This is a genomic window from Streptomyces sp. NPDC044704 (assembly GCF_056433525.1).
In genome coordinates, this window is sequence record NZ_JBWKGY010000010.1 from 236,638 (window position 1) to 250,187 (window position 13,550).

Below are 13,550 nucleotides of genomic sequence, written 5' to 3' on the forward strand. Positions count from 1 at the left end.
CACTGCCCACCGTCGTCGGCGGCCGGTGCGACGGCCGCCGCGGGCACGCTCTTGGAACCGTGCACTGACAGGACGACGCTGTGCACTGGGAGATCACCGGGGGGACGGGGACGGACCTAGCGTGGAGGTGGCCCGTTGCTGCCGGACCACCCTCCCGACGGGGCCGAACACGGCTTCTGGGAGAGCGAGTTCGCCGGCGCCGGTTCCCGTCCCGCCGCCGGTTCGCATCGGCGGCTCTCCCCGGCCCATGGAGTACCCATGCCCCTCATGCCCCTGCTGCGCCTGAAGCGGTTGCTCGCGCCATCGGGCCGGCGCCTCATCGGCTCCGCCGTCGCGCTCGCGCTCTGTGCCGGCTTCGTCGGCCTGGCCGCGCCCGCCGCGCAGGCCGACCCCACCCAGCCGAACACGGTCGTCGACTGGAACATCGACTCCCTGGAGAACGGCGGCCGGAGCGCCCACGACGCGTACTACGGCATGATCGACCGGATCCATCGCGTCAGTGGCCACGACTTCCGCTCGGCCAACAACATCGACGAGAGCACCACCCAGCTCTCCCGCCTGATTCAGATCCGAGTCCTCCGCCGGGGCAGCCAGGTCGTCTCGCTGTACTTCTGGGCCAACAACCTCTACCTCGCCGGTTTCTACGCCCCCGGAAACCAGCAGAACGAGGGCCGGCACTACGCCTTCAACGACACCTGGCCCGAAGACTTCAACCATGTCCTGAACCTGCAGACGCCGGCAACCCGCCTCCCGTGGGGCGGCAACTACGTCTCCCTGCCCGGCGGGAACAACCGTACGGACGACGTCATCAACGGCCCCAGCCTGCACGACGCCCTGCTCGTCCTGGGCGGCGCCCGGGCCCGGATCGAAAACGGCGGTGCTCGCGGCGCCACCCAAGTCGGCGAGGCCCTCACCCTCACGATCCAGGCCACCGCCGAAGCCGCCCGCTTCGGCCGGATCTTCGACACCGTCCGCGGCAACATCGGCACGGGCACCAGGACCCCCATGGGTACGGACAACGTGGTCCTCCAGAACAACTGGAGCCAGATCTCCCGCTGGATCTACCGGGCGAGCAACGACCCTGCCTACCCGACCCGCAACGGACTCACGCTGAACGGCGTCGTCTACACGGCCCTGCGCGCGCTGCTCACCCACCTCCTGTACGTGGAACTCCACAGCGGATCCCGCCCGCGCTGATCCACCGGTGATGGACGCCAGGTCCGTCCGATCTGATGCGACTACGCTGGCGGAGCCATCCCACGTGAACGAAGGACGCAAATGGCTCGCCCCTACACCCCCGGACCGAAACAGTTCGTCTTCGCCGTCGGCGATGGCCACGACCAGCGGGTTTCCGTGGGCGACGCACAGGAGGCCTACGTGGCGTTCTCCGCGTTCTTCCGTGATCGGGATTGCGACACCTACACCGTCACTGACGAACGGTCGGGGCAGAGTCTGGTACTCATGCCAGGGCGAGGTGTGATCTCCCGGACCAAAGGCGCGGACCGACCCCGGTCGGAATACCTCCAGGTCGACAGGGGCAATCGCTACCTTCCGAGCGCCATGCTCTTCTTCGAGAACGGGTATGCCGGCCTCGACCACTTCGGCCAGTGGTTCCCCGACCTCGCCGACCTCGACGCGTCACCGGAGACTCGCGGTGCCGCCCGCGCCGCCACGTTCACGACGCAAGCAGCGGCGATCGAAGAAGTCGGCCGGATCTGGGCGGATTCGGGCATCGTGGACCCGAGCGACCAGTACTACGTCTTCTTCGACTCACACGAGGTCGACGATGACCGAGCCGAACGAGCCGCATTGCTCCAGTTGATCCAGTTCCTCGGCATCGAGCGGGTCGACGCTCCGGCCGAGGCCGCCGGGGGCGAAGTCTGGGTGCGCACCGACCCACGCCTCGACGCCGAATGCGCACGCTGGTCGTGACCAGACGGTACGGGGTCGGGCCGCGACATCGCCGTGACGCCCGGTAGTCCCAGCCGGACGGGCACGTATCTACCGCCCTGCCGCCCCGTCGGTGGTCACTCGGTGTCCGTCGGCCAGGTGGCCCGGTCGCGGCGGTGGTCGAACTCCGTCAGCTCGGAGGAGAGGACGTCGAAGTGCGGGAGCGGGGCCCACAGGCTGCGCTCGCCGATGACATAGAGGCGGCGTTTGGCGCGGCTCGCGGCGACGTTGAGCAGGTGCGGGGTGCGGGCCGCCCAGTCGCGGGCGCCGGGCCGCCCGCCGCCGAGCACGAGGACGACGACGTCGGCTTCCTTGCCCTGGGCCCGGTGGACGGTGGCGCAGCGTTCCTCGATCAGTTCGGACGTCCAGCCGTCACGACCGCGGCAGATCTTCTGGCATTCGGCGACGAGGGCCCGGAAGGGGGCGATGACGCGCACGCGCTCCACGGCGACGCCGTGCCGGTGCAAGTGGCCGAGGACGAACTCGAAGGCCCGGCGGTCGCGTTCGCCCCACGGCGCATCGGACGGACGGGACCGGTCGTCGGTGTTGAGCCAGCGGCTGGGCAACAGGCCGTCCCTTTCCTCATCGGGGAACGCCTTGTGCCTGGTGCCGTGGACCATGAGGCCGCCGTAGGCGACCTCGTTGCTGACCGTGAACATCGGCTCTTCGCAACGGCGGTGCACGCGCAGCGGCGAGCCCACCCAGACGTGCTCGTCGCCGGCGTCCGGGGCCGGCAGGTAGGTGCCGTAGCGGTTGGTCCGGTCGGCGACGGCCTGGGCCGAGGTGGCCGACGGCAGCCAGTGCTCGTCGACGCCGTAGGCGCGCAGCAGCCGGCGCTGGAGGGCCGCGGGCATGGTGACGACGGGTTCGAGCTGGAGCGGATCACCGACCAGAACGGCCCGGCGGGCGCGCCACAGCGCGCCGACGGCGGCTTGCGGGGTCGCCTGCCCGGCCTCGTCGACGAGGACCCAGCCGATGGACTCCCGACCGAGGCGGGCGAACATGCTCCCAACGGAGGAGAAGGTCGTCGAGACGACGGGCACCAGGAGGAACAGGGTCTGCCAGGCGTGCGCGACCTCCTCGTCGGGGACGGGCCCGTTGGTCCCGGCCATCAGTTCCATGAGGACCTGGAGGTTGCCGCGGACCTTCTGCGCGGCCCCGGCGGCGAAGGCGCTGTGCAGGTCGAGGGCGCGCAGGAACAGGTCGCCGCGCGCGGTGGACCACGCCTCGTCGGACCAGGGCGAGCCGAGTTCCTGGTCGGCCTCGTCCAGGTGGGCCCAGCCGAGCGGCAGGGACGGCAGCGTCCGGGCCGCCTCCCGCAGTTCGCGGTGGCGGCCGTCGAGGTCGGCCACGGCGGCCCGCAGGTCGCGGCGGAACGAGTCGGCGGTCTGCCGGGCCTGCCGGAGGGCGGTGGCTGCCGCGGACTCCCGCGCGCCCGCGGCCCGTTCGTGGGCGAGGGCGGCGGTGAGGCCGGTGGCCGCCTCGTCGACGGCGCTGCCGGACGCGGCGTGCCGGCCGGCGGCCAGGGACTCGGCGCGCACGGCTGCGGCGACCTGCTCCAGGGAGTCCTCCAGCGCGGCGCGCTGCCGGACGAGCAGGTGTGCGATCTCGGCCTGAGTGCGCTCCTGCTGCTGTTCGGCGGCCTGCCGGTCGGCCGTGCTCCGCAGCAGGCGGCGCAGCCCGCCGCGCAGGCCCCGCTCGACGGCCGGGGGCGTGTCGTGGCGGGCGGTGAGGGCGGTCACGTACTCGCGGTGGTGCGCGGCCAGTTCACGGGCGGCCGACAGGTCCGCGCGGGCGGTGGCCAGCTCCTGGCGGGCCCGCGGTACGTGCGCCGAGGCCGTCCGGTGTCCGGCCTCGGCCGCCGCGGTGGCGGTCCGGGCGCGGGCAGAGGCGGCGGTGGCCCGGTCCAGGTCCGCAGCGGCGGCGGCGATCTGCTGGTCGGCCCGGGACACGGCGGCTTCCAGGTCCGCGATCCGTCGGCCGGCCGAGGGGGACTCGACGGCGGCCAGGGACCCGGCCAGCCGGGCGCGCCCGGCGCGCAGCCGTTCGACCTCGGCCCGGGCGGTACGGAACGCGGCGACCGCGTCGGTCCACGACGGCACGGGCCGGGCCGGCCCCGCTGCCGCGGCCTCCGGGCCCGCCGGGGTGACGGGGCTGCGGCCACCGGGCTGTGGCCTGGGCGGGATCCAGTCGCTCAGGACCTCTCGCATCCCGCGCAGCGGCGGCAGCTCCGCGGCCTCGCGGGCGTCGGTCTCCTTCTCCGGGAGCCGGCCCCACCAGAACCGGTCCCCGAACTCCTTGCGGTTGGTCTTGTTGCCGAGCACCGCCGCGACCAGACCCCAGGCCGGCCCGCCGAGGAGCGCGGAGGCGAGGTCGGAGAAGTGGTCGGTTCCCGCTCGCCAGTGCTCGCCGAGCGCATCGATTCCGGGCAGCTCGGCGGTGATGTTCTCCACGGCGCCGTTGTTGGACGAGGTGACCACGATCTCGAACCCGGTCAGCCGCGGGTCGAGCCGTGACACGAAGCGGGCGTGCCTGCCCTGGCGGTCCTTGCCCCGCCACGCCGGACCGGTGAACGCCTTCGAGGGCCGGTCGAACGTGGCCAGCACCGCCGCCCGCTCGACGACCAGGGCGGCGACCAGGTCGCGCAGCATCGTGGTCTTGCCCGTGCCCGGCGGGCCGTTCACGGAGAACATCCCGCCGTCGGTTCCCGCCCGGTCGGCGAGCATGCGGTCGACCGCGAACTGCTGGCTCAGCGCGAGCGGCTGATCCGCCGGTGCGGGCCAGCGGCCGGCCGGCACCAGGTCCGGAGCCACCCCTTCCAGGACGACCCCGCGCTGCCGGCGCACGTCCGTCCGCGCCCCCACGTCGACGGCGTCGAGCTCGGTCAGGTACGCCTCCAGCGCCGGGCCGACCCCCTTTCCGACGGCCTCGGGCACCCGGGCCAGATCGGGAGGAAGCAGACTGTTCAAGAACGGCGCGGCGGCGGCGGCCTTCGCCTGCGGGTCCCGAGGCCGGTGGACCAGCCTGCTGCGCACCCGGACCACCCGCGGCCGCAGGTGGTCCTGAACCCCGCACAGGTCGGCGATCTGCGCGGTCAGGGCCACCAGATCGGCGAACCCGAGCGCACGGGTACCGGCGCCGGCCCCGTACTCCGCCTCCGCCGACGCATCCGGCCCGTCGGCCGGCTCCCCTTCCGGAGCGCCCCCGGAGCCGTCCGGCCGCCCGGACTCCACCTGCTCCCCGGCGGGGCGCCGGGCCGCGACCCAGTCCGCGGCACGCCGCACCAGGGGCTCCGCCGCGCTCTGCACCGCGGCGCCGGCGACCTCGCCGAACAGGGCCCCGACCGCCCCGACGGCAGCGCCGCCCAGGATCTCGGCGAGCAGCCGCTGCCAGCCGCCGCCGGCCGGTGCGGTGGGGCCGTAAGGGATCGCGGTGGCCGTGAGCTCGTCGATCGCCCCGCCGAACGCGTCGTCGAGTTCCTCGAACCCGTCCAGCCACCCCGGTGCGGACGGCCCGGGATCGAACAGGCGGCCGGTCGCCCAGGCGCACGCGGAGATCACGGACGTGTCCTCGAGCGGGCGGCCCTCGTCGTCCAGGACCAGCGCGAACATCGCGCTCTGGCCCGACAGCACCAGCTCGGTCTGCGGCACGCCGGGGTCGGGATCGGTCCCCGCGGGCAGTACGGCGATCATCGCCTGGCGGAGCAGCTCCAGGTCGAAGACCCCGCAGTACACCTCGTGCCGCCACATGCGGCCGTACGGTGCCCGCCGTGCCCCCGTCTCCGGATGCTCCGCAGCCCACGGCAGGAGCGGAGGTACCCGGCCCGGCTCCGGCGTCAGGTCGTATACGTACTCGTCCCTCGGCCCGGAGCGGGCGGCGGGGCGTCGGCGGGGCAGCGCCGGGATGGTCGGCGGGCTGAACAGCTCGATCGCGCGCCAGCACTCCAGCAGGGCCTGCCGTCGACGGTCCTGCGCGTGTCCGTTCCGCACCCACTGCCCCCGTGTCGCACGCGCGGCGTTCTGCCGCTCCCCTGAAGATCAGCCGTGTCGCCGAATCTACCGGACCGTCAGCAGGGCGTTACCCGGAGCCGCAACGCAGGGCCCCACAGGGCTGGTTCGACCGGAGGGTGAATCAGGCTCACCGAGGCAGGCTGTCCCAGAACGAGCAGTGGTGTGCTGTACGTGCGTCGACGGGGCGGATTCCGCCCGCTCCGGGAGCCAGCGACTGCACCGACCGCGCGAGGGGTGACGAAGGGTGGAGGCGGGGCCAGAACGGGGCGTCGGAGGCGTTCGGGTTGCCGGTGCGCGCGAAGTCCCTCCAGTAGTCGACCATCCGGTCCGACAGGGCGCGCTGGGCGTCGGTCAGCGGTCGGTCGGTGGGGAAGGAGGAGAACAGGAACGGCATCTCGAAGCCGTGCGCCGCGCCGTAGGGGAAGTCCGGGTTCGCCGGCAGTCCGGTGAGGACAGGAGCGTCCGGATCGCTGAACTCGTAGCCGTAGAGGGGGAGGCCAGGGGCGCGAGCGGCGATGGCCCGGCCGGCTGCCAGTGTGGTGCACGAGAAGGACCGGTCGGTCAGCACCGCCGCCCAGGCCAGTGCGGGCGTGGGGTGGTGTGCTGCCGGATACTGCGCCTCGACGGCCGGTGCGGCGGGCCCGAAGGCGTCCACCAGACGGGCGCGGTAGTCGCTCTCGGTGCGGAGGGGGAACGCGGCGAGCGACAGACCGACGAACATCCGCATCTCGTCGTGGTTGGTGCCCAGCATGACCGGCACGCGGTGGAAGCGCCCCGATGCCAACGCCCGGTCCGGTGCCTCGGGCAGCAGCGCGTTGCCGAAGGCGGGCCGGTTGAAGGACTGCATCAGCTGGGCGGTGGCGAGGCGGTCCGTGCTCTGCCCGCGCAGGCACGCCAGTACCTCGTCTCCGCCGCCCGCCGGGCAGCCCAGTTGCCCGGCGGCTGCCGCACCGGCCGTCTGGACGTCGGCTTGTGAGGCGAACGGTTCGTACGCCGGGGTTCCGGGTCCGAGAGCGCCGCGCGGGAAGGAGGTGAGGCAGGAACCGCTCTGGAGCACGGCCCGCTGGAAGAGTCCGGCGGCCGTCGGCGAGGTGAGGTGTGCGCAGATGCCGAGGGCGCCCGCGGACTCGCCGAACAGGGTGACGCCGCGCGGGTCGCCGCCGAAGCGCTCCGCGTTCGCCCGCACCCAGCGCAGGGCGGCCTGTTGGTCCGCCAGGCCGAACGGCGGGGCGGAGCCCAGGCCGGGGTGGCCGAAGTAACCGAAGATCCCCAAGCGGTAGTTGACCGTGACGACCACCGCGTCGCCCCGGACCGCCAGCTGTCCGGCGCTGTAGTCACCGCCGGATCCGCCCAGGAAGGCACCGCCGTGCAGCCACACCAGCACGGGCCGCTTCTGGCCGGTCGGCTTCGGCGTCGGAGCGGTGACGTTGAGGTAGAGGCAGTCCTCCGAGCCGAGGACCGTGCCCGCACCGGGTGCCGGCATCTGGACGCAGCGCTGGGCCGGCGTCGTCGCGTCCCGGACGCCGTGCCACGGGGCGGCGGGCACGGGGGCGCGCCAGCGCAGCGGTCCGGTCGGCGGCGCAGCGTAGGGAATGCCGTCGAAGGTGGTGTACGAGCCGTGCGACACGCCGCGTACCAGGCCGTGGTCGGTCCGTACGACGGTTCCGCTCTGCCTCGCCGGGTGCGGGGCACCGGGTTGTGCGGCGGTCGCCGGCACGGCGGTGGCCGCGAGCAGCGCCACCGCGCAGAGTGCGGGGAAGAGCGCCCCGCGGATCCAGGCTCCGTGGCGTGGCCGCGGTGCTGTCGTGGTCGGGGACATGCGTACCCACCGTTCTTGGTCGAGGACGGGATCTGAGGAGGCCGGTCAGGCCCGGACGAGGCCTGAGCGGTGGGGGACCGGTGCGGACCGACGCGGTCAGTGATCCATACGCTAGGACCTCCCGCGCGCTGGAGGTTCAAGAGACTGTGACGCAAGACACGTGGAGCATCGGTGAGCTCGCGGCCGGCACGGGGGTTCCGGTGAAGACCCTCCGCTACTACTCCGACAGCGGTCTGCTGCCCGTGGCCGGTCGTAGCAGCGGCGGTCATCGGCGCTACGGTCCTGAGGCGTGGGAGCGGATCCGTTTCATCAGACGCCTGCGGGCGCTGGACACCCCGATCGCGACGATCACGCAGGTGGTCACCGGCGAGTGCTCCCTCGGTGAACTCGTGGCGACCGAGCTCGAAGTGGTGCAGGAACGATTGACCGAGCTGCGGTGGCGCCAGGCCACGCTCAAGTCCCTGGACGACTGCACGAGCGAGGAGCGGCTACGGCGTCTGGAGGTCCTCTCCCGCGTGCAGCGGCTCCCTCAGGCGCACCGCACCCTCACGGATCACTGGTATCGCGAGCTGTCCGCGACCATGCCCAGGCACCGGCTCGACATCATGGTCGCCATGCTGTCACCCGCCCCACCGCAGGACCCCGATCCCGATTCGGCCCTTGCCTACGCCGAGCTGCATCTGCTCGTCTCCACACCCAGCTTCACCCGCTGGACCCAGGACCACGACGAGGAGATGAGGGACGCCCCGGCGTTCTACGGGGAGATCGACGACGCTGCCGTTCTGACGGCCGCCGCCTTGGCCCAGGGGCTCCCGCCCGGCCCCGGGGACGCGGTGAACGCCTTCGTGTCCGCCCATGCGCGAGCCCGACGGGAGTCCGACACACCCGCCTTCCGCGCCCACCTGCACGGGCTGGTGTCGCGCTCATCCGGCTTCGACCCCCGCCTGGAACGGTATTGGGCCCTGGTCGGCACCGCCACCGGCGGGGCCGTGCTGAACATGACGGTGGCTCACCGATGGCTGACCGACGGACTGGCGATCTCGATGGCCGAGAACGCGCCTTCGGCATAGAGCGGCCCGGGCCCACCCGTCCCCCGGGGGACTCACACGCATGCGCCGCCGCCGCGCACCGGCGCGAGCGGCGGCGCGGGCGGTGGCCGTCAGAGGCCGATGTCCCTGCTGCGGTAGTCCTCCAGGGTTTCACGCCGGACGAGGAGCCGGGCCGTGCCCTCGTGGACGGCGACGACGGCGGGGCGGCCGACGAGGTTGTAGCCGGAGGCCATGGACAGCTGGTAGGCGCCGGCCACCGGTACGGCGAGCAGGTCGCCGGGGTGGATGTCGCCCGGCAGCCGGACGTCGGAGGCGAGGACGTCGCCCGCCTCGCAGTGGCGGCCGACGACCGTGGCCGTGCGGGGTCCGGCCGTCGAGTGGCGGCCGACGAGCCGGGGCGCGTACCGCACGCCGTACAGGGCGGGGCGCGGGTTGTCGCTCATGCCGCCGTCGACGGCGACGAACACCTTCTCGCCGGTGTGCTTGACGGTGAGCACCCGGTAGAGGGCGACTCCGGCGGGGCCCACGACGGCCCGTCCGGGTTCGATCGCGAGCCGGGGCACGGGCAGTCCCGCGGCGGCGCAGCCGTCGACGAGTTCCGTACGCAGCCGCCGGGCGAGGCAGGCGAGGTCGAGGGCGGGTTCGCCGGGCCGGTAGGCGATGCCGTGGCCGCCTCCCATGTCGAGCTCGGGCAGGGCCACGCCGTGCGTGTCACGGATGCGTGCCATGAGCCCGATCATCCGGCGCAGGGCGACCAGGTAGGGCTTCACGTCGGAGACCTGGGATCCGATGTGGCAGTGCAAGCCGGTCAGGTCGAGCCGGGGCTGGCCCAGGATCCGGGTGACGGCGTGCTGTGCGCCGCCGTCGGTGAGGGACAGGCCGAACTTCTGGTCGTCCGTGCCCGTACGGATCTTGTCGTGGCCGCCGGCCGAGACGCCCGGGACCACCCGCACCATGACCTTCTGGCGGCCGCCCGGGCCGACGGCGGCGGCGATCCTGGCGATCTCGGACGGGCTGTCGATGACGATCCGTCCCACACCGAGGCGCAGGGCGGCCTCCAGGTCGTGGGGGGACTTGGCGTTCCCGTGCAGCACGATGCGCTCGGGCGGGAATCCGGTGGTGACGGCGAGCTCCAGCTCCCCGGCCGAGCACACGTCCAGGCCCAGCCCCTCCGCCCGGACCCAGTGGACCACGGCGCGGGAGAGGAACGCCTTGGCCGCGTACAGCACGTCCGCGTCGGGGAAGGCGTCGCGGTACGTCCGGCAGCGCCCGCGGAACTCGCCCTCGTCCAGCACGTAGACGGGGGTGGCGAACCGCTCGGCGATCTCGGTGAGGGGAACTCCGCCGACGGCCAGGCCACCGTGGGGGAGGGGCGTCGTGGACGCGGGCCATACGGACAGCTCACCGGTACCGGCGGGCGTCTGCGGGAGAACGGTGATGGTCATGGTCTGCTCCCCTTCAGGCCGTGCGGGCCGTGGCGTCGGACACCCGTGTGAGCAGCGCTCCGGCGGGCCCGGTACCCGCCGCGGTGACCGGGGGCGCGGTGAGGGCCGGGTCGACGGTCAGCAGGGACGCGCCGAGCGGCCGGGTCATCGCGCGGAGTGCGGCCTCGGAGAGCCGGATCCAGGGCTGGGCCGTACCGAGCGTGGCGGCCAGCCGTTCCGGGCTGGTGAAACCGACGGCGGTACGGGCTCCCAGCGGGGTGCGGAACAGCCGCACGACGACGTGCGCTCCTCCCGGCCGGGCGGGCACGTACAGGGGCCCGGCCGGGCTCTGTTCCTCAGGCTCGGAGTCGGAATCGTCGTACTGGAACAAGCACATGGGGCCCTCCTCGGGGAACCACGGGTGGCAGATGACGTCCCGGCGCGGGGAGGCGGTCCGGGACGTGCAACCGAAGCTATCCCCGCCCCGGCGCCCCGGCGGTCACTCCGTAACGGGACCCATACGGCCACCGGCCCACTCCATACGCGTCACTGACGGCAGGACCCGGAATCCCCAGTGATGATTGTTTCGATCGATTAGATCCATATGATTGATAGATCTTGACGATCGGATCACGGCTTCATAAGGTCGGCGTGGCCTCACCCAGCCGCAAGGAGCATCCCTGATGTCCGTTCGCCGCCCACGGGTCCTGCTCGCGATGGCCCCGGAACTCCTTCCCCGCCTCCTGGACGAACGCGCCGCCCGCCGGCTCCACGCGGTGGCCGAGCTCGACCCGGAAGTCGTCGCCGACGACTTCGGCAGACCCGAGGTGGCGGCGGCCCTGGCCGAGGCGGAGGTCCTCCTCACCTTCTGGGGAGCCCCTCCCGTCGACGCCGGTGTGCTCGCGGCCGCACCCCGCCTCAAAGCGGTCGTCCACGCCGCCGGGTCCGTCAAACACCTGGTCACCGACGCCTGCTGGGAGCGCGGCATCACCGTCTCCACCGCCGCCCAGGCCAACTCCCGCCCCGTGGCCGAGTACACCGTCGCCACGGTCCTGCTCTCCAACAAGCGCGTGCTGCAACTGCGCGAGGAGTACCGCACGGTCCGGGGCGGCAGGCACGAGTGGCACCTGCGGTACCCGCACGCGGGCAACTACGGCAGGACCGTCGGCATCGTCGGCGCCTCCCGGATCGGCCGCCGGGTGATCGAGCTGCTGCGCCCGTACGACCTCGAACTCCTCCTCTACGACCCGTACGTGACGGACGACCGGGCCAAGGCGCTCGACGTCCGCAGCGTGAGCCTCGACGAACTGTGCCGGACGTCCGACGTGGTCAGCCTGCACGCCCCCGCCCTGCCCGAGACGGAGGCGATGATCGACCGCCGACGGCTGGCCCTGATGCGCGACGGCGCGACCCTGATCAACACGGCCCGCGGTTCGCTCGTCGATCCGGCCGCGCTGACCGAAGAGTTGGCCTCCGGCCGGTTGCAGGCGGTCATCGACGTCACCGAGCCGGAGGTCCTGCCGGCCGACTCGCCCCTGTACGACCTGCCCAACGTGCTGCTCACTCCGCACATCGCGGGCTCGCTCGGCAACGAACTCCACCGCATGGCCGACTCGGCGATCGGAGAGATCACCCGCTACGCCCGCGGCCTGCCCTTCCTGCACGGGGTCCGGCGCGAAGACCTGGACCGCACCGCTTAGGGGGATCTTCGACCCCCGTGACGCCTGGCAATCCGATCGTATTGATCGAAAGTTCATATGGTCTTGACGTTCAAGAAGCCTGGGCGAATGATTCACATCGTTCAGTCCACTCGCCAAGGAGCAGTACAGATGAAGGCTCAGTCCTTGCGTGTCCACGGCGCGGTGGCCGCGGCGGTGTCCCTCGCCCTGCTGACCTCCGCCTGCGGTTCGGGCCCCACCACCCCGTCGGCCGCGAAGGACGACGGCAAGCCCGTGACGATCACCTACTGGACCTGGACGGCCGGTGCCGAGGCCGCCGCCGCGGAGTTCAACAAGACGCACACCGACATCCAGGTCCGGTTCTCCCGGATACCGGGCGGCCCCGACGGCTACAGCAAGATCAGCAACGCGATCAAGGCCGGCGGCGCGCCCGACGTCACGACCATCGAGTACCCCATGGTCCCGGAGTTCGCGAGCCAGGGCTACCTGGAGGACCTCACCGCCTCCTCGGGCGAGCTGGTGAAGAAGAGCTTCCCGGCCGGCATCCAGGACCTGGTGACCTTCGGGGGCAAGACCTGGTCGGTCCCCTTCGACGCGACCCCGCAGGTGTACTTCTACCGCAAGGACCTCTTCGAGAAGTACGGCGTGTCCGTGCCGACGACCTGGGACGAGTACCGCGCGGCCGCCGAGAAGATCAAAGCGGCGGACCCCACGGCGCGCATAGGCAACTTCCCGACCGACACCCCGCTGGAAGCCACGCTCTCCTGGCAGGCCGGCGCCAAGTGGTTCCGGATCGAGGACGGCGCCTGGAAGCCGCAGATCGACGACGCCCCCTCGCAGAAGGTCGCCGCCTTCTGGCAGGGGATGCTCAAGGACGACCTGGTCTTCAACTACGGCTCCGGCACACCGGAGGAGAACAAGTCCAGGGCCGACGGCACCTCCGCCAGCATCGTGGGCGCGGCGTGGAGCGGCGGCACCATGATCTCCACCATGCCGGACCTCAAGGGCAAGTGGGGCGTCGCCCCCGTCCCCCACTGGGGCACCCCGGCCAGCGGCATGTTCGGAGGCACCAGCTTCGCCGTGCCCAAGGGCAGCAAGCACACCGAGGCCGCCGCCGAGTTCGTCAAGTGGGTGACCACGGACCCGGCCGCGATGACGGCCCGGATCGGCGCCCTGAAGAACCCGAGCACCAGCCTGCCCGCGAACCGGGACATGGCCGCGGTGGCGGCGAAGGCCTTCGACCCCTCCTACTTCGGCGGCCAGGACTTCTACAAGCTGACCGGCGAGCAGATCGACACGATCGTCCCCGGCTGGACCTGGGGCCCGGTCTGGGGCAAGGTCAACGCCGACTTCAAGGACGAGGCGGCGAAGAACGGCCTCGCCGACGGTCTGGCGAAGGCTCAGGAATCGGCCCGGACGGCCATCGAGAGCCGCGGACTCAAGCTCGCGAAGTGACGCCACGGGGCGGCCGCGCCCCCCGTGCGGTCACCCCCTCCGCGGAAGCCGGACGTCTGAACCACCCGCACCGCCAAGGAGCCGACCGTGGCATCACCTCCCCTCGCTCCGGCACGCGCCGGAAACACGCTGCGCCGCAACCAGCGCGGCGCCGTGGCCCTGTT

9 protein-coding genes are annotated in these 13,550 nt (G+C 72.5%); 5 read left to right on the forward strand and 4 right to left on the reverse strand.

Annotated features, from left to right (window positions below):
- Positions 1–258: 258 nt before the first annotated feature.
- Entirely contained in the window at positions 259–1,197 is a 939-nt protein-coding gene (locus tag AC07B0_RS24640; protein ID WP_478898934.1) for a ribosome-inactivating family protein, read from the forward strand.
- Between the two features lie 81 nt (positions 1,198–1,278).
- Positions 1,279–1,932: a hypothetical protein gene (locus AC07B0_RS24645; protein ID WP_478898935.1), complete on the forward strand. Its 654-nt coding sequence runs from the start codon at positions 1,279–1,281 to the stop codon at positions 1,930–1,932.
- 95 nt (positions 1,933–2,027) lie between these two features.
- Here AC07B0_RS24645 and AC07B0_RS24650 read toward each other — a convergent pair whose 3' ends face one another.
- Both AC07B0_RS24650 and AC07B0_RS24655 read right to left on the reverse strand, forming a co-directional pair.
- Positions 2,028–5,939 carry an AAA domain-containing protein gene (locus AC07B0_RS24650; RefSeq protein ID WP_478898936.1) on the reverse strand — a complete coding sequence of 1,304 codons (3,912 nt, stop codon included), beginning with the start codon at positions 5,937–5,939 and terminating at the stop codon, positions 2,028–2,030.
- A gap of 148 nt (positions 5,940–6,087) precedes the next feature.
- Entirely contained in the window at positions 6,088–7,779 is a 1,692-nt protein-coding gene (locus AC07B0_RS24655) for a carboxylesterase/lipase family protein (protein WP_478898937.1), read from the reverse strand.
- 146 nt (positions 7,780–7,925) lie between these two features.
- On the opposite strand from AC07B0_RS24655, the gene AC07B0_RS24660 reads away from it, so the two are divergent.
- Complete coding sequence (locus AC07B0_RS24660) at positions 7,926–8,849, forward strand: MerR family transcriptional regulator (RefSeq protein WP_356883911.1); 924 nt, start codon at positions 7,926–7,928, stop codon at positions 8,847–8,849.
- An 89-nt stretch (positions 8,850–8,938) separates the two neighbouring features.
- Here the strand turns inward: AC07B0_RS24660 and lysA are convergent, their stop codons facing one another.
- Both lysA and AC07B0_RS24670 read right to left on the reverse strand, forming a co-directional pair.
- Positions 8,939–10,273: a diaminopimelate decarboxylase gene (gene lysA, locus AC07B0_RS24665; RefSeq protein ID WP_478898938.1), complete on the reverse strand. Its 1,335-nt coding sequence runs from the start codon at positions 10,271–10,273 to the stop codon at positions 8,939–8,941.
- A 13-nt stretch (positions 10,274–10,286) separates the two neighbouring features.
- Positions 10,287–10,649, reverse strand: a complete 363-nt coding sequence (locus AC07B0_RS24670) for an SAV_915 family protein (RefSeq protein ID WP_478898939.1) — start codon at positions 10,647–10,649, stop codon at positions 10,287–10,289.
- 286 nt (positions 10,650–10,935) lie between these two features.
- Between AC07B0_RS24670 and AC07B0_RS24675 the strand changes: the two genes are divergently transcribed.
- Entirely contained in the window at positions 10,936–11,952 is a 1,017-nt protein-coding gene (locus AC07B0_RS24675) for a hydroxyacid dehydrogenase (protein WP_478898940.1), read from the forward strand.
- A 129-nt stretch (positions 11,953–12,081) separates the two neighbouring features.
- On the forward strand, positions 12,082–13,386 hold the full coding sequence (locus tag AC07B0_RS24680) for an ABC transporter substrate-binding protein (RefSeq protein WP_478898941.1): 1,305 nt from the start codon (positions 12,082–12,084) through the stop codon (positions 13,384–13,386).
- Positions 13,387–13,550 lie beyond the last annotated feature (164 nt).